This is a genomic window from Lentilactobacillus hilgardii (assembly GCF_009832765.1).
Taxonomy (GTDB): Bacteria; Bacillota; Bacilli; order Lactobacillales; family Lactobacillaceae; genus Lentilactobacillus; species Lentilactobacillus hilgardii.
Map to the genome: position 1 here is coordinate 2,226,990 of NZ_CP047121.1, position 18,388 is coordinate 2,245,377.

General features: G+C 39.2%; 15 protein-coding genes. All 15 read right to left on the reverse strand.

The window, feature by feature from the left end:
* Nucleotides 1-38: 38 nt before the first annotated feature.
* Nucleotides 39-755, reverse strand: a complete 717-nt coding sequence (deoD, locus tag GQR93_RS10580; protein WP_003559603.1) for a purine-nucleoside phosphorylase — start codon at nucleotides 753-755, stop codon at nucleotides 39-41.
* Complete coding sequence (locus tag GQR93_RS10585; protein ID WP_004466919.1) at nucleotides 752-1,966, reverse strand: phosphopentomutase; 1,215 nt, start codon at nucleotides 1,964-1,966, stop codon at nucleotides 752-754. The genes deoD and GQR93_RS10585 overlap by 4 nt, the downstream gene beginning before the upstream one ends.
* A gap of 28 nt (nucleotides 1,967-1,994) precedes the next feature.
* A complete protein-coding gene (gene deoC, locus GQR93_RS10590) occupies nucleotides 1,995-2,663 on the reverse strand; it encodes a deoxyribose-phosphate aldolase (RefSeq protein WP_035444685.1) in 669 nt (222 codons plus the stop codon).
* Nucleotides 2,664-3,093: 430 nt separating this feature from the next.
* Entirely contained in the window at nucleotides 3,094-3,996 is a 903-nt protein-coding gene (locus GQR93_RS10595) for a glycine betaine ABC transporter substrate-binding protein (RefSeq protein ID WP_004466915.1), read from the reverse strand.
* Nucleotides 3,997-4,009: 13 nt separating this feature from the next.
* Nucleotides 4,010-4,861 carry an ABC transporter permease gene (locus GQR93_RS10600; RefSeq protein WP_004466913.1) on the reverse strand — a complete coding sequence of 284 codons (852 nt, stop codon included), beginning with the start codon at nucleotides 4,859-4,861 and terminating at the stop codon, nucleotides 4,010-4,012.
* Nucleotides 4,854-6,053, reverse strand: a complete 1,200-nt coding sequence (locus GQR93_RS10605) for a quaternary amine ABC transporter ATP-binding protein (RefSeq protein WP_004466911.1) — start codon at nucleotides 6,051-6,053, stop codon at nucleotides 4,854-4,856. The genes GQR93_RS10600 and GQR93_RS10605 overlap by 8 nt, the downstream gene beginning before the upstream one ends.
* 436 nt (nucleotides 6,054-6,489) lie before the next feature.
* A complete protein-coding gene (gene rlmD, locus GQR93_RS10610) occupies nucleotides 6,490-7,860 on the reverse strand; it encodes a 23S rRNA (uracil(1939)-C(5))-methyltransferase RlmD (protein WP_159298791.1) in 1,371 nt (456 codons plus the stop codon).
* Nucleotides 7,861-7,939: 79 nt separating this feature from the next.
* Nucleotides 7,940-8,944, reverse strand: coding sequence for a diacylglycerol kinase (locus GQR93_RS10615; RefSeq protein ID WP_004466908.1), 1,005 nt, complete (start codon nucleotides 8,942-8,944; stop codon nucleotides 7,940-7,942).
* Nucleotides 8,945-8,959: 15 nt separating this feature from the next.
* Entirely contained in the window at nucleotides 8,960-10,381 is a 1,422-nt protein-coding gene (gene gatB, locus GQR93_RS10620) for an Asp-tRNA(Asn)/Glu-tRNA(Gln) amidotransferase subunit GatB (RefSeq protein WP_159298792.1), read from the reverse strand.
* A complete protein-coding gene (gene gatA / locus GQR93_RS10625) occupies nucleotides 10,381-11,844 on the reverse strand; it encodes an Asp-tRNA(Asn)/Glu-tRNA(Gln) amidotransferase subunit GatA (protein WP_004466905.1) in 1,464 nt (487 codons plus the stop codon). Before gatA ends, gatB begins: the two co-directional genes overlap by 1 nt.
* Entirely contained in the window at nucleotides 11,844-12,155 is a 312-nt protein-coding gene (gene gatC, locus GQR93_RS10630) for an Asp-tRNA(Asn)/Glu-tRNA(Gln) amidotransferase subunit GatC (protein ID WP_004466903.1), read from the reverse strand. The genes gatA and gatC overlap by 1 nt, the downstream gene beginning before the upstream one ends.
* Nucleotides 12,156-12,239: 84 nt before the next feature.
* Nucleotides 12,240-13,382: a CamS family sex pheromone protein gene (locus tag GQR93_RS10635; protein ID WP_147605414.1), complete on the reverse strand. Its 1,143-nt coding sequence runs from the start codon at nucleotides 13,380-13,382 to the stop codon at nucleotides 12,240-12,242.
* Between the two features lie 17 nt (nucleotides 13,383-13,399).
* The gene (ligA, locus tag GQR93_RS10640; RefSeq protein WP_004466900.1) at nucleotides 13,400-15,427 is read right to left on the reverse strand and encodes an NAD-dependent DNA ligase LigA; all 2,028 of its coding nucleotides are present in this window, start codon (nucleotides 15,425-15,427) and stop codon (nucleotides 13,400-13,402) included.
* 41 nt (nucleotides 15,428-15,468) lie between these two features.
* Nucleotides 15,469-16,071 carry a sugar O-acetyltransferase gene (locus GQR93_RS10645; protein ID WP_035444684.1) on the reverse strand — a complete coding sequence of 201 codons (603 nt, stop codon included), beginning with the start codon at nucleotides 16,069-16,071 and terminating at the stop codon, nucleotides 15,469-15,471.
* Between the two features lie 26 nt (nucleotides 16,072-16,097).
* Nucleotides 16,098-18,329 (reverse strand): DNA helicase PcrA, encoded by a 2,232-nt coding sequence (pcrA, locus tag GQR93_RS10650; RefSeq protein ID WP_004466896.1) that lies wholly within the window; start codon nucleotides 18,327-18,329, stop codon nucleotides 16,098-16,100.
* Nucleotides 18,330-18,388 lie beyond the last annotated feature (59 nt).

The window sequence follows — 18,388 nt, forward strand, 5'->3', positions numbered from 1 at the left end:
CTCTCCCGCTGTTAATCTGTCGCAACGATAAATCCCCGTTAGTCATTAATATTTCTGTAGGCTGTTTCAAGTGATAATTTAGCCATTTCATCAAATGACGTTTCGCGTTCTTTGGCTGACAACGCTTCACCCGTTAAGAGATGATCACTAACCGTCAAAATCGTCAGTGCTTTAATATGGTGTTTAGCAGCCAGCAAATACAGACCGGCCGTTTCCATTTCAGTTGCCAAAACACCATAATCAATTAATTTTTGTAAATCTAATTCATCATTATAAAAACGATCTGCGGCAAAAATATTCCCCACTTTTGTATTAATGCCCATTTCTTGGGCAGTATGGTAGGCAGAATCCAGTAACCCAAAGTCAGCAATCGGCGAATAATACATACCGGCTCCAAAAGTATTGGCAATAATCGATGAATCGGTTGTACCTGCTTCTCCCAAAATAACGTCACGAATTTTGACATCCGGACTCATTCCACCACAACTACCAACTCGATAAATTGTCTTAACACCGTATTCTTTAATCAGTTCAGTTGTATAAATTGCCAGTGATGGGATACCCATTCCAGATCCTTGAACGGAAATTTTCTTACCCTTGTAAGTACCCGTGTACCCAAGCATATTTCGAACTTGACTATAGCAAACCGGATTTTCCAAATAGGTTTCGGCAATGTACTTTGCTCGAAGAGGGTCTCCAGGCATCAAAACTGTCGATGCAATTTCGCCGGCTTTCGCGCCAATGTGTGTACTCATTTGATTTCCTCCGTATTCATTAATTCCTTTAGAAAACTTGTGCCAACCGCATTTCCTGAAACATTAAAGTTATCTAAAACAGTCGCACCAAAATCTGCAAACGTTTTTCGAATGCCAAGACTGCCGTTTGACTTCATAGAAGGTGAATAAGCAAGCAGTGGCACTTGTTCACGCGTATGATCTGTTCCCTTAAAACCCGGGTCATTTCCGTGATCGGCTGTTAAGATCAATAGATCATCATCTTTAAGATTCTTCAAAACTGTCCCAAGGCGCTTATCGAAGTCCATTAATGCCTGTCCAAAGCCGATTGGGTTGCGGCGATGTCCATACATTGCATCGAAATCTACTAAATTAGTGAAACAGAAGCCTGTAAAATCTTCCTGCATGACTTTATCAACGTGATCCATCCCATCCATGTTGCTTTCATTATGAAAGCCAACGTCAATGCCCTGACCGGAAAAGATATCGTTGATTTTTCCAATACCAATCGTATGAACCTGTGCGGATTTTAAATAATCCAAGTCGGTTTGTCCAATTGGCGCTAGTGTGAAATCATGACGATTTGCCGTTCGGGTAAAATGATCTTTGTCCGGACCAACATATGGTCGTGCAATCACCCGGCCAATCGTATAAGTCGGCCCGTTAACAAGTGATCGAGCATACTCACAAATTTTATAAAGTTCCTTCAATGGAATAACATCCTCATGTGCAGCGATTTGAAGAACAGAATCACCGGAAGTATACACAATTAGATCTCCGGTTTCCATCTGATGCTCACCAAGTTCTGCGATAATCTTGGTACCGGACTCGGGACGATTGCCGATGATCTTTCTGTCAGAAAAAGTTTCAATCTTTTTAATTAACTCACTTGGAAAACCGTTTGGAAATGTATCCAACGGCTTACTAACAGGAAGTCCCATCATTTCCCAGTGTCCATCCATACTATCTTTACCTGCAGATATTTCCTGCATAACGCCATAATAACCAATTGGCGTTTCAACCTTGGGTACCCCTAAAATAGCCTTTCCCCTTAGATTAGAGAGTCCCATTTTTTGCAAGTTGGGAAGTGCCAATCGTCCTTCATATGCTTCACCCACATGTCCCAATGTATCTGAATCAACATCATCAAACTTATTTGCATCAGGTGCTGCACCTGTACCAACCGAATCCAGCACAATCCCGAAAATTCTCTTGTATTCTTTTGTATCCATAACTTAGCCCCTCCCCAAGGATTCAGCTTTATTCTGACAGAATCGCAATTGTTGCGCTAACACCTAAGCGATTCGCACCCGCGTTAATCATTGCCAACGCTTCATCTCGTGTGTGAATTCCGCCAGAGGCCTTCACACCAAGCTTGCTGCCAACCGTTTTTCTCATCAATGCAACGTCATCAATTTGGGCCCCGGCAGAGCTAAATCCGGTTGATGTTTTAACAAAATCTGCACCGGCATCCATTGAAGCATGGCATCCCATTACAATTTGTGTGTCATTTAAATAGGAAGTTTCCAAAATGACTTTTAAAAGCTTACCTTTTGCATGAACAGCTTCAGCAACTTTCAAAATGTCAGCGGTTACATTTTTTCGATCACCATCAATTAATTGACCAATATTTAGGACCATGTCAATCTCTTCCGCTCCTTGGTCCATTGCTGTAACAGCTTCGAACACTTTTGTTTCTGTATTAGTGGCTCCCAACGGAAAGCCAACTACTGTGATTGGTTTAACAGAACTGTTTTTTAATTGATCAGCTACAAACGGAATCCAATATGAATTAATACAAACGGATGCCGTATTGTACTTAATTGCTTCTTCACAAGTTTTCTTGATATCAGCCTCCGTAGCGTTAGGCTTTAAGTTTGTATGGTCCAAATATTTAGCTAATTTTGAAGTTGTTAATACTGTATCCATGGTAATGTAACCCCTTTCATTGTTTACAAAACAATCATACATGAGGTATGAACAATTGTAAAGAACTAATTTGAAATAAATTTCACGTTAAGCTTTCAAATCTCCTTTCTTCTGTCATTTTATCAGCCGAGATAGTCCTGCCTAAAAGAATCTCCATATTTTGAGTTGAGTTAATCACCAATGATATGGATAAAATGGTTGCCTGGAAAAATCATCACCTAAATTGCATTTTAAGGCGTATACAAAAGTGGTGTTAAGCAAAAGACTATCCACTACATTTGCCAATGGCCTTTTTCCTCATTTTTCAATATAAAAAGCGACAAAGGAATTGAAGGCAAATATAAATTTACCCTCAATCCCTTTGTCGCTTTTTATCATAATCTGATTAAAATCTATCATTCTTAATGATTAAGCTACACATCAGCATTAATTATTTTAAATCAGAAATTGAATTAACATTTTTCATATAAGTTGGAACTGCCAAGCCAACTTTAGCGCCGTGCAGATTTTCACCCAAGTCATCAAAACGCCCTTTAAAATCGTTGTAATAAAGCCCTTGCGTATTTGGTAACCAAGCACTCACGGTACCGTCAGCAGCTTTAGTTGCAATAGATGTCCACATAGGCTGCAATTCCATCGCCTGAATAGTGACCTTATAGCCAATAGAACGCAATGCGTTAGCAACAACGTTGGTCGAAGCAATTTCCGAATCCCAAGCCACATAGGTCAGCTTTAATTTTTGACCATGAACATGCTTAATTCCCTTTGTCCAGGAATTAACCTGTGCTTGATTCTGTTTAATCCAATCGCCGGCAGCTTTTCTCGGACTTTCACCATGATTAACTCTTAGCATCACTGATGACATTTGTTCAGGTCGCCAGTGAAATCGATTTAGTAATTCATAAGCTTCAGGTTTATCCTTTTTTAAGCCTTTTCGAACAATTGTGTTGATATCCTCGGTTTTTCCATATATATTCTTAGGATCCTTCAGAAACTTAAGTTTATATTTGGTAAACATCCAATGAGGCGTCCATCCTGTAATCACGATCGGCTGCTTATATCGAATTGATTTTCCTAACGTGGACAACATAGCAGCAGTCGAGCTTGTTTGCAACTGCCAATTTCCCTTATCCAGCCCATAAGCTTTCATTGCCTTTTGAGTAGTGGCCATTTCACCAGCCCCGGCCTCAATACCGGTAATGGTGTAGTTAATCTGCTTGCCAACACTTTCCTTAGGGTTATATTTCGTCATCTGGCTAGAGCAGCCTGAAAGGAGAATGATGGAAAAGAAGACCGAAATAAATATTAATAATTTATTGGTTATTTTCTTCATTATTAACTCCTTTCTATGCTTTTGGTGATTTGCTCCGATTGATTGCTTGTGTAATTCGATCTAAAATAATGGCTAAAATAACAATTGCCAAGCCGGCGGCAAAACCGCTCCCGGCATCGTTTCTTCCAACCGCAAAGTAAACTTTGTTTCCAAGCCCCATTGCCCCGATCATTGACGCAATAACAACCATGGAAAGGGAAAGCATCATGCTTTGGTTTACACCCGCCATCAAGGTGGATTTAGCCAATGGTAATTGAACTTTAATCAATTTTTGCCAAGAAGTAGAACCATATGAGTCTGCAGCTTCAATTAAATCTTCAGGAACTTGACGAATTCCCAAGTTGGTCATTCGAATGGTTGGCGGCATTGCAAAAATAACTGAAGCAATCACGCCGGGAACCATACCTATCCCAAAGAATGCAACTGCCGGAATCAAATACACAAAGGCTGGCATCGTCTGCATAAAATCAAGAATCGGTTTGACGATAATTTCAACAACCTTTGATTTCGCCATCCAGATGCCGATTGGAACACCGATAACTAATGCAATCAAGCTGGAAGTCAATACTAAGGTCAATGTCTGAGTCATATCCCGCCAGTAACCTTGGTTCCAAACATACAGCAACCCGATAACTTCAAAACCAATTAATGTCCAGTGCTTTGTTTTTCGGTTAAGCCAATAGGTACCGCCAACAACGAGAACGATAAATAGCCAAATTGGAATCAAGTCAAAGATCCATTGGAATCCATTAATAATGCCCCCAATAAAATTGGTAATACCATTAAAAAATCCGGTAAAGCCTTCCAACCAATTAACAAAATGATTAATCCAGTCTGAAACTGGTAATTGAGGAATATTAGTCATTTACATTCACCTCATTTCCAGAAATCGCACCTAATACTGCACCACGAATAATGATGCCCAACAAATGTCTTTGATCATCAACAACTGCAAAAGGAATTGACGTTTCAGAAATTTTTTCCATGATAGTCGTAATCGGTGTATCTGGTGAAGTCGTAGGTACATCGCGTTGAACAACTGAATCAAGCTTTGTAATTTTCTTACGAATTAATTCCATCACGTGACTTGCGTCAACAATTCCAATAAATTGTCGTTTATTGTTCATGACGTAAACTGATGAAATTTCATTTTCAAGCATTCGTCGCATCGCAATTCTTGGACCGTCTTTATCAATATTGACGGTATTAGGTCGAATCATAACGTTTGAAGCTGTTAACACTTTTGTTCGATCAACATCTTCAATAAATCGTTCGACATAATCATCTGCAGGCTGTGTCAAAATTTCTTCAGGTGTCCCGATTTGAACAACCTCTCCGTCTTTCATAATCATGATGCGATCACCGATTCTCAATGCTTCATTTAGATCATGAGAGATAAACACAATTGTTTTATGCAAATTCTCTTGCAAATCCAGCAATTCATCCTGCATATCTTTTCGGTTTAAAGGATCTAATGCAGAAAAGGCCTCGTCCATCAACAGAATTTCCGAATTATTTGCCAAAGCTCTGGCAAGCCCAACTCGCTGCTGCATACCACCAGAAAGTTGAGTCGGATATTGATCATCGTATCCGTGAAGCCCAACCAATTCCAAAGCTTCATGAGCCTTTTTATGACGGGCATCTTTATCAACACCTTGAATCTCCAAGCCGTATGCCGTATTTTCTATGATTGTGCGGTTTGGAAATAACGCAAAGTTTTGAAAAACCATACTCATTTTTTTTCGCCGAACGCTAAGTAATTCTTTTTTATCCAATTTGGTCAAATCTTGACCGTCAATAAAAATCTTACCAAAAGTTGGCTCAATCAGTCGATTAATCATTCGAATAATCGTAGACTTCCCACTACCAGAGAGTCCCATGATAACAAATATTTCACCATCATTTACATTGAAGGATGCATTATTAACACCCACAGTGGCGCCAACTGAATTTAGAATTTCAGCCTTAGACTTACCAGCCTTCACAAGTTCCTGTGCTTTCTGGATTCGTCTGCCAAATATTTTAGTCAGATTTTGCACTTTAAGTTTTTCTGTCATGTGCTTCCTCCTTCTGTCAAAATTAAACTATAAAAAATGACACTCTACTAAGGGTGTCATGTCTTTTCATAAAAGAATAACGATTACTACCATAACAAAAATTCAACTTTCAATCAAACGTTTGTCTTAAAACCACAGCCAATATCAAAAAACTAAATAACGCCAGAATCACCTTTATAATCGTATTCACACCGATTTCATTCTATTTTTGTCATTTTTTGTCAAAATGGTCATTTGCATTGATAAGCCGCACATTAAGGGCTAGATAACCAAAAAGTAATAACTTTTTTAATTTAAAAGGGATTACTCGTGAATTCGGGCAGTATTTTTTATTTTGGAAATGGTTGTTATTCTTTTTGATGGTTTTAAAAACTCAAAAAAAGCACAAACGAGAAGTTCTCATCTGTACCTTTCAATGACTAATAGTTAAAATTCTTTAACGACTTTTTTCAAAAACCGTTACTGATTCAACATGAACGGTTTGAGGAAATTGATCAACTGGTTGGATTGGTTGATTAATTTGATATCCATGTTCAGCAAATAACTTAGCATCTCTTGCAAGCGTTGCCGGATTGCAAGACACATAAATCAACCGTTGAGGCGACATCTCGGCGACACTTTCAATCAGTGATTCATCCAATCCTTTGCGAGGCGGGTCAACAACAATAACATCAGGTTTAAGGCCGGCTTTTTGCCATTTACCTAATTGTTCTTCGGCCTTAGCAACAACAAACTTGCAATTTGATATTTTGTTAATATGTGCATTCCGTTTGGCATCTTCAATGGCTTCCGGCACAATTTCAACACCGTAAACCTTTTTAACAACTTTTGCGAGCGATAAAGAAATGGTCCCAATTCCGCAATAAGCATCAATCACAATATCATCTTTATTAAGCTGCGCCTTTTGAATTGCTAATTTATAAAGCTTCTCTGTTTGGATAGGGTTAACTTGATAAAATGAGTTGGGGGAAATTTCAAAATCCAATCCCATCAACTGATCTGTAATTGTTCCTTTACCCCAAAGTACCTTATTCTGATTACCCATGAGAGAATTTGTGTTTTTAGGGTTAATATTCTGCACAATACTTTTAACTTCAGGAAGTTGATTAACAGTTTCGGAAATAATTTCTGCTTCACTTGGCAACTTCTTACTCTTGGTGATCAATACAATCATCATTTCATGAGAATAATGACCTCTTCTAACCATAATGTTCCGAATAACTCCACGATGAGTTTGCTCATCATACGGTGTTATCTGAAACTTTCTTAAGATGTCGCGCACAATGACAACGGCTTTGTCAATTTCCGGATCTTGAATATAGAAATCTTCAATCGGTACTAAATCGTGGGAATGCTTGCGATAAAAGCCTGTCTGTAAACGTCCATTTAACATCCTAACAGGAATTTGCGCTTTGTTTCGGTAGTGATAAGGTTTGTCCATTCCAATGGTTGGAGATACTTCAACGTCAAGCTTCATTTTGTTAAAATCGTTTTGAATTTGATGACGCTTAAATTCTAATTGTGCCGGATAAGCCAAATGCTGCAATGGTGCAATTCCCGTTTGGGTATAAGCACCATCAATTGGTTTAACCCGATCTTTACTTTGCTGATTGATTTTTAGTGCTTTTCCAAAGGCAAAATTTTTCTTTACTTTTGTCACTAAAATCGTTACTAACTCAGTAGGAAGCGCATCCTCGATAAAAATCGGAAAATCATCAATCTTTGCAACCCCTAATCCCTGGTAAGTCAAATCCGTTACTTCAACATCATATTTTTGATTCTTTTGTACTGGTACTTGTATTTTCATTTATTCACCTTTATTAACCTATAAATAAAAATTGCGAGTCGAGAATTCGAATCGCAATTTTCTTCAACAACCTATTAAACTATTCTTTATCGGGCAACTTGTCAACACCTTTGACGAAGTTCTTTTCAACCTGTTTCATTTCATCCGTTTCTTCAGAATAAGCATTATCCGGAATTTCGTCAAGATTTGCAAAAAACGTGATGTGTTGTTTTAAATCAACAAAAGTCATTGGCGCATCGCCACCATACTCACCATCAAGATTGATTAACATTCTATCCCCATTTTTGGCCGGCTTTGCAGTCACTTTTCTTGTCTTCTTATAGATTATTCGTGGGTCATCCACATGTCGACCACCATTTAAAACTTTTGAGGCCAAATGTAAAATCTCGACTAAATTACTAGTCTTTACGATAATCAAAGTAAACTTTCCATCATCTAAAGATGCATCCGGTACAATCTGTTCAAAACCACCTACAGAATTTGTCAAAGCCAGGAAAAACATTGACGCTTTTCCTTTAAATTCACCTTCATCGTATTTAATGTCCATATCAATCGGCTTAATTCTTGGCAACAGTTCTGCACCTTTCACCAAATAAGCCAAATATCCAAAGAATGTCTTCAAATCGGAAGGCACATCGTAAGTTAATTCGGTTAAAAGCCCTCCGGCGGCAATATTGATAAAATAGTTTTCACCCGCACGGCCAATATCCATATCGATTGTTTGGTTTTTGTAGATAATCTTTGCAGCATCAACCGGGTCTTCACGCGGTATATGAAGTGCACGAGCATAGTCGTTTGTTGTTCCTGCAGGAATAATAGCCATCCTAGGACGTTTCTTTAATGGGGCAATGCCATTAACAACTTCATTAATGGTACCGTCTCCTCCCGCAGCAACAACAAGTTCGAATCCATCTTGGGCTGCCCGACGCGCTTCATTTTTTGCTGAATCTTTCTCTGGTGTGGTCGCAAAAGCACTGGTTTCATATCCTGCTTGTTCAAAAACATTCAAAATATCAACCATTTTCTGCTTTAAAATTTCCCTGCCGGAAGTAGGATTGTATATCACTCTTGCCCGTTTTCGCATAACAATTCTGACCTTCTACTTATTCATAGAATCCTTTAATAGTTTATTGACAACTTGTGGGTTAGCTTTCCCATGGGTTTCTTTCATAATTTGACCAACCAAGAATCCAATTGCTCGATCCTTCCCATTATGGAAGTCCTCAACTGATTGAGGATTTGCGGCAACAATCTTATCAACAATTGGTTGAAGTTGTGATGGATCTGATAACTGAACCATGCCCTTTTCTTCAACAAACTTTTTAGGTTCTTCACCCTTTGTAATCGCCTTAAATACTTTTTTAGCCATTTTTGAAGAAATTGTACCATCGGTAATTAATTTGATCATTGTTGCCAAATGTTCTGGTGTAATATCAGTATTTTGAAGTTCAACTTGATTATCGTTGAGGTATTCATTAACGCTTCCCTGCAGGTAGTTGGCAGCTAATTTAGCATCCGCACCTGCACTGATCATTTTATCAAAGAAATCTGACATTTCCTTGGTTTGTGTGACAACCATTGCATCGTAGTCAGTAATACCAAGTTCATTTACGTACCTTTGTCGACGCTCAGCAGGCGGCTCTGGCAATTCGTTTGCAATCTGGTCAATCCACTCTTGGGAAATTGTTAGCACTGGTAAATCCGGTTCAGGGAAGTAACGATAATCATCCGAGCCTTCCTTAACACGCATCAGTTCAGTTTGGCCGGTTGTCTCATCAAATCGACGAGTTTCCTGTTGGATTATACCACCGGACATCAGAACCCGTTGCTGACGTTGTTCTTCATATTCAAGACTCTTTCGAACATAATTAAAAGAGTTGATGTTCTTCATTTCAACCTTAGTACCATATTCTTTTTGGCCAACCGGTCGAATTGAAATGTTGGTATCAACCCGCATGGAGCCTTCTTCCATCTTGACATCGGAAACACCTGTAAACTGCACAATTTGTCGTAACTGTTCCAAATAAGCATACGCCTCATCAGGTGAAGCAATATCCGGCTTTGAAACAATTTCAATTAGTGGCGTCCCCTGACGGTTTAAATCCACGAAAGAATGCTCTGATTCATGTGTATTTTTTCCAGCATCCTCTTCAATATGCATTTCAGCAATGCCGATTTTCTTCTTTTGACCGTCAACTTCAACTTCCACCCAACCATCGTGTGCAATTGGTGTTTCAGATTGAGTAATTTGGTAAGCCTTCGGATTATCAGGATAAAAATAATTTTTTCGGTCAAAATGCGGACGTCGCTCAATTTCGGCATGTAAAGCCAAGCCGGCCATAATACCATCGTGAACGACACCTTTGTTAGTCGTTGGCAAAACACCTGGGTATCCCCAGTCAATAACGTTTGTATTTGCATTTGGCTTATCACCAAATTCAACGGGGGAAGGACTAAAAATTTTGGAGTTTGTTTTAAGCTCGACGTGGACTTCTAGACCAATTGTTGTTTCAAAATTCATTAGTTATTTCCTCCCATCTTTGGTGTTTGCTTTGCGAAATCAGTATCTTTTTCAAAGGCGCTACCAGCCTGATATACAGTTAATTCATCGTATGGTCTTCCAATCAACTGAACGCCCACTGGTAGTCCCTTTGAGAAGCCGGCAGGAATAGACATTCCCGGAAGTCCTGCCAAATTGACAGGTAAGGTTAATACATCATTCATGTACATGGTCATCGGATCCGACACATCTTCACCAATTCCGTATGCCGGCGTAGGCGCAGTTGGTGCCAAAATCAAATCATAGTCTTTAAAGACATTTGTGAAGTCGTTGATCATCAAAGTTCTAACTTGAGCAGCCTTTTTGAAATAAGCATCATAAAAACCAGCTGAAAGTGAGAACGTTCCCAACATGATTCGACGCTTAACTTCGTCGCCAAAGCCTTCTGACCTCGACTTAATATATAGATCATCCAGATTCTTAACATCTTTAGCACGACGCCCATATCGAATACCATCAAAACGTTGCAAATTAGAGGATGCTTCAGATGATGAAATAATATAGTAAGCAGCTACCCCATATTTTGTATGTGGTAATGATACTTCACCAACAGTTGCACCTAATTTTTTAAACGTTTCAGCAGTATCATTAACGACCTTTTTAACATCATCGTCTAAGCCTTGTGACATAAATTCTGAAGGAATTCCAATTCTTAATCCCTTAACACCTTTGTTTAAGGTGCTTGTAAAGTCGGGAACTTCTTTAGTAGAAGATGTTAAATCATGGTCATCATGACCCGCAATGGCATTTAATAATGTGGCATTATCGGATACGTTTCGAGTAATTGGTCCAATTTGGTCTAAACTAGACCCAAAAGCAATCAGCCCCCAACGTGATACTCGACCATATGTTGGCTTCATCCCAACAACGCCGTTAAAAGAAGCAGGTTGTCTAATTGATCCACCTGTATCCGATCCCAAAGCCGCAATAACCTCTCCGGCAGCGACAGCAGCCGCAGAACCACCTGATGAGCCACCAGGAACTTTGGTTTTATCCCATGGATTATGTGTAATCTTGAATGCGGAGTTTTCAGTAGAACCACCCATGGCAAACTCATCCATATTCGTTTTGCCGACGGTGATAGTCCCAAGATTTTTAATTTTTTCAGCCGCAGTTGCATCGTAAATCGGTGTGAAATTCTCTAGGATTTTTGAAGCTGCTGTTGTTTTCAATCCTTTGGTTACAATATTATCCTTAACAGCCACCGGCATTCCTGACAAAAGGTTATCTGAGTCAATTCCCTTTTCATCAAGTTTGTTTGCCTGCTTTAAGGCGCCTTCTTCATCAAGCGTTAGGAAAGCATTAATGTCACCATCGACCATCTTGATGTTATCCAGAGTTTGTTTTGTTAATTCTTCAACAGAAATGTCTTTGTTTACCAACTGCTTGTGAATGCTGGCCAATGATTGGTTAAAGTAATTCATTATTCGTTCGACCCACTTTCATCAATAATTGTAGGAACTCTGATGTAACCATCTTGAGTATCCGGCGCATTATCAAGCAGTGCTTGACGCTGGTTCCAATTGTCAGCAACATCATCACGCATCACATTAATTTGATCGGTGACACTACTCGTCGGCTCAACACCATCGGTATCAACCTTACTCAAAGTCTCAAATAAACCAATAATTTTGTCCAACTGGGTGGTAAAGTAAGGAAGCTGATCATCGTCAATCTTCAATTTTGCCAGTTCGGCAACGTGTTTTACCTGATCTTCGGAGATCTTTTCAGTCATTGAAATCCTTCTCTCTTCTGAAAATAGTAAATTTTAGCAACAACGTTCATTTTAACATATAAATTAAGCTAATTTCTTGCAAAATTAGTAACTATTAAAGATATGCGCAGAAAACTTCTTCTCGTTTGTCTTTCTGCTTAAGAAACTTTGAATCCCTTCTGTAGATTGAACAGTAATGTCGATTGGTGCATTAGCCGGAAGGTACTTTTGGGCTGCACTCTGAATATACTGTGTGAAACTAATGATCTCGGTTTGACTATAGAACTGTGTTGTAATATCTATGTTCATCCCTGTCAATGACCCATCCGTGTATTGAGCTTGTGCAGTCACACCGCTTAGATTTGGGAAAAACGTTTGAACTTGTGACTTAAAATTATCAAATGAGTCCTCATCATTTTGACTTGGACCCTTTTTATTGGATTGCAACGGGAATACATAATTCTTCTGCTTAACTTTTGTCCATTTGCTAATCGTATTTGCCCCACTGTTATTAGTAGCATACGCAAAGAAGTTTCCCCCTACAAGGCTGTCATCAGAAGCCTGTTTATACAGTGCGATCACAATGGGGATATTTTTCAGTTTCTTATTTTGGCGTAAGCGTTGCAACACCTGTCCGGCAATCTTTTTGCCTTCTTTATTAACCTGTGCGTTTGAAATATGAGTTTCATAAGTGGGTCCATATTGTGTCTTTTTATAATAATCAACCGAATTAATTGCCAGACCAATGGTCATTCCTTGTAAACTCAAAGATTTCCCATTCTGTGTCATGAAATCCTGTTCATCAATTTGTGACAAATATACTGGGGTTCTTGTATTTGGATTGGTTGACTTGGACTGCTTAGGATTTAAACCACTTGGATTGGATTTGGATTTACGTTCCAACCAAGCTTCAACCCGTTTAGTAGAAAGATATTGTCCTTCTTGAAAAATGTACTTTTTGGTAGAAAATTGTTTCTTTGAAATATTAAGCAGCCCATTTTCAAAGCCTTTAATATTAAATTGATTTGATTCCTGTTGAACACTTACACCACGTGATTTACTGGTCTGATAGCGACCATTCTTGATAACACCTTGATAATAACCTGTGTTTGTTTGCCCAGTCAGCTGCGTCTTTGCTTTCGAGCTTCCAGAACTATTAGTATCATTTGATAAATTGTCAACGCTCCCGCAAGCCGACAGCAGGATCCCAGTTAGAATAACCGAAATTCCCAGAAATATTTTTTTCAAAATTGATTCCTCCATTGTTACTTTTCATCAGCCATTGCTTCGGCGAATCTATTTTCATCCCAAACCTCGATACCTAAGTTTCGAGCTTTATCATATTTACTACCAGGGTCTTCTCCGACAACTACAATGTCGGTTTTCTTAGAAACAGACCCGCTCACTTTGGCACCGTGATTTTCCAACCATCGAGTGGCCTCAGGACGGGTAATATGTTGAAGTTTCCCAGTCAATACCAACCGTTTGCCATTAAAAACAGAATCCGATTCTTTCAAATCTTCATCGGTAGCCCCCAGGTAATCCATATTCACACCAACCTGCTTTAGCTGACTAATAAGTTCCTTTGATTGCGGCATTGAAAAATACGTGACAACACTATCCGCAATGATCATTCCCATTGTATCAATTTCAGCAATTTCTTGCGCTGTTGCATCCATAACCTTATCAATATTTTTAAAACGTTGTGCGATTAATCTGGCAGCTTTTGCACCGACATGACGTATCCCAAGTCCAAACAATAAACGTTCACAGGAATTATTACGGCTGTTAGCAATAGCTGTTAGTAAATTGCCGGCAGATTTTTCACCAAATTTATCCAAAGTCATCAACTGATCAAATGTTAACTCATAAAGTCCTGCAACATCTGTTAACATGTGTTTTTTAAACAATTGTGCAATAATTTTGGGTCCCAATCCATCAATATTCATTGCATCTCGTGAGGCAAAATGTGTTAATCCTTCTTTCAATTGGGCCGGACACTGTGGATTAATACATCTTAATGCCACTTCTTCATCCAAATGTACTAATTCGGAATCACAAGATGGACATTTAGTTGGGATCTCATAAGGTTGGCTGTCAACTTGGCGCTTGTCTTTAACATATGTTGAAATTTCTGGAATAATATCACCGGCTTTATGCAGCTTAACTGTATCACTGATTCGAATATCTTTTTCTCGTAAATAGTCTGGGTTATGAAGTGATGCGCGACTAACAGTTGTGCCGGCAAGCGTCACTTCATCCATAACAGCAGTGGGTGTAACAACACCCGTTCGTCCTACTGTCCACTCAATATCTCGCACGATTGTTTCAGCTTCCTCTGGTGGAAATTTATATGCAATTGCCCATCTTGGCACTTTAACAGTTGCACCAAGTGATCGCTGAAGTGGTAGTGAATTAACTTTGATTACAATCCCGTCAATTCCATATGCTAAAGTATCCCTCTGCTTTGTGTACCTTTCAACGTATTGATCAATATCATCCATATTATGAGCAACTTGATAGTCGGCATTAATTGTGAAGCCCAACTTCTTTAATTCCTCCAACATGCCACTTTGGGTGTCTGACTCCAAGTCATCGTAATTAGCAACATTATACATAAAAGTGCTAAGCTTGCGATGTGCTGTTACTCGTGAATCCAGTTGACGTAAACTGCCTGCTGCAGCATTCCGAGGATTAGCAAATGGTGCTACCCCCTCTACTTGCCGTTGTTGATTAAGTTCAACAAACGACTCTTTAGGCATATAACATTCGCCGCGAACCTCAATGTTAATTGGTCGGCTAAGGCGCTGAGGGATTGATTTGATTGTTTTTAAATTACGGGTAATATCTTCACCAATTTGCCCGTTTCCTCGAGTAGCTCCCTGAACCAATATGCCGTCCTCATATCTTAGTGAAATTGCCAATCCATCGATTTTTAATTCACAATTATACTCAAATGGCACAGATTCCGAATCAGAAAGTCTGTCAGCAAAAGCTTTCAACTCTTCAATGGAAAATACATCACCCAAAGACAGCATCGGAATCTCATGCGGTACTTTTGTAAACCCGGGAAGCGTGTGATCACCAACTTTTTGTGTCGGAGAATCCGGTGTTACTATTTGAGGAAAGGTCGTTTCTAGATCAACGAGTTGCTGATAAGTTTGATCATATACAGAATCCTCAACACTAGGCGAATCATAAGTGTAGTATTCATCAGCCCACTTATTCAATTTTTCTCGCAATTCTTGTGCGGCACTTTCAGCCTGTTGTTCAGTCATATCTTCAAAAGCCACAATAACACCTTCTGCTAGTTAATCATTAATTATCGTTTACATTATAGCTGTTCATTAATTGGTGGCACTTTTTTGACGACACGTCCCGGTGTGCCTACCACAACAGAATTATCCGGAACATTGTGTGTGACAACACTTCCAGCTCCAATAACGACATTATTACCAATCGATACTCCTGGAAGGATTGCGACATTACCGCCAATCCAAACATCATTGCCAATACGAACCGCTTTACTAAATTGTTCACCATTTCGTCGTCTTGGCCCTTCAAGAGGATGACCAGTGACAGATATCATGACATTAGGGCCACACATAACGTGATTACCAATCGTAACAGAAATATCATCGACAATTGTTAAATTAAAATTTGCATAGAAATCGTCGCCAATAGTTGTGTTACACCCATAAGAAGTATAAAGCGGTCCTTCAATAAACGGACGTTTTCCAACCTGATGAAACAATTGTTTCATCAGTGACTGTCTAGTCAATTCGTCGTTTGGATCAGTTTGATTAAATTTGAAAGCCAAGTGTTTTCCAAGTTGTCGCTGCTTTTCAAGTTTCTTCGCATAATTAATATCTATCGGATCAGTAAAACCACTTTCACGATAGACTTCTCCGCTCTCCATTTTGCTTTTTAAACTCATAGTCATCCCCAACCTTTATTTTATCCTTACTCTTGTTTGGTAATTGGTGCAAATGCGGCTAAAAGACGTTTAATTCCTTTTTGTTCAAATGCAATATCCAATTCCATATCCTCACCGGTCCCGGAAACTTTGACAACTGTTCCTGTCCCCCAGGCTTTATGCGACACTTTATCTCCTACCGACCATGAAGACCTGTCAGCTCCAGTCCCTTTGGGCTTAATTACTTTTTGGGCTGGTTGATGATAAGTTGTTGCAGTTGCGCGTCTAGTTCGGCGATCAAACGGTGTAGATAACGGTTTCTCTTGTTGATTAACGTTCTCGTACTGAATCAATTCCGGCTTAATTTCATTAACAAACCGAGATTCAGGATTGTTTTGTCGGCGTCCATATAACATTCGTGAATAAGCATTTGTTAAATATAGTTTCTCTTTTGCACGTGTAATACCAACGTATGCCAATCGTCGCTCCTCTTGTAATTCGGATTCATCCTGGGCAGCACGTGAAAGTGGGAAAAGTCCTTCTTCCATTCCCATGATGAAGACAACCGGAAATTCCAGCCCTTTAGCTGCATGCATTGTCATTAACGTTACCTCGGAAGTCTTTTCATCTAAGTCATCCTGATCTGAAACCAATGCCAAATCACTTAAAAAGTTAACTAAATTGTCTTGACCACCTTGGTCAGGATTATCCTGATCATATTTTTGAGTAACGGAAATGAATTCTTCCAAATTTTCCAAGCGGGTTTGAGCCTGTAAAGACTTTGAAGATTTTAAAGTACTTAAGTAACCACTCTTATCAAGAATCTCTTCTGTTAATTCAGTGATAGTCATTGTATCCAATTTCTTAGCGACATCACTGATTATTTGTTCAAACATTGAAATCGAGTTTTTAGCACGACTGGAAATTTCATTTGCAAGATCAATATTCTTTGAAGCCTCAAGCAGCGACCAACCATGATCGTTTGCAAAAGTCCGCAACTTTTCAAGGCTCGTTTCGCCGATGCCTCGCTTAGGTTCATTAATGACTCTTTCAAAACTCATCGAATCCCTTGGATTTCCCAGTAATGTCAAATAAGCAAGTGCGTCTCGAATTTCTTTTCGATCATAAAATTTATGGCCACCGACCATAGTATATGGAATGTTGGCCTTTAAAAGTGTTTCTTCGATCACACGTGATTGCGCATTGGTCCGGTACAGAATCGCAAAGCTCCCGTAATTACGCTTAGGCTTACCCATTTCTTCTTGAATCTTTGCCACAACATAACGTGCTTCATCATTTTCTGTCTGGCCCCGATAATAAGAAATCTTTTCGCCTTGCTCATTTTCTGTCCACAAGTTTTTATCAGCCCGATTCAAATTATGCGCAATAACAGCATTCGCTGCATCCAAAACCGTCTTGGTTGACCGATAGTTTTGTTCAAGTAAAGTAACATGGGCATCAGGGTAGTCTTCTTTAAAGTCGAGAATATTCTGCATGTTTGCACCACGCCAGCCATAAATACTTTGATCCGCATCACCCACCACACAGATGTTTTTGCTTTTTTTTGCTAACGTATTGACCAATCGGTACTGAGCTTCATTAGTATCCTGATATTCGTCAACATGAATATAATGAAATTTATCCTGATAGTAAGATAAAACATCAGGGAATTGATCAAATAACTCAATTGTTGTCATGATTAAATCATCAAAATCAAGTGATTCATTTTGACGCAACTCAGCTTGATAACGTGCATAAACATCTGCCACAATCTGATCAAAATCGTTATCGGCCTGGGCCTTAAATGCCTTTGGCGTTAATAAATCATTTTTTGCATTTGAAATTGAAGATAATACGGCTCTTGGGTCAAACTTTTTAGGATCAATATTCAATTCACGCAAAACACGCTTTACCAACGTTCGCTGCTCACTTGTATCCGCGATGGTAAAGGCACGATTAAACCCTAATTGATCGATATTACGGCGTAAAATACGCACACACAACGCATGGAAAGTTGATACCCACACATCATCACCACTTTCATCAAGCAGCTTAGACACCCGCTCGCGCATTTCACGAGCAGCTTTATTAGTAAAGGTAATTGCAAGAATGTTCCACGGCATTACATGATTGTGTTCAATTATGTAAGCAATTCGATGTGTCAATACCCGCGTTTTTCCGCTACCTGCACCAGCCATAATCAGCACAGGTCCTTCAGTGTGAATAACTGCATCTTTTTGATCTTTATTTAGACCTTTTAATAAACTATCTTCTACCACTAATTATTCCATCCTCTCAAAAGTATCGAGTTAATTATACCAAATATACGTTTGGCTCG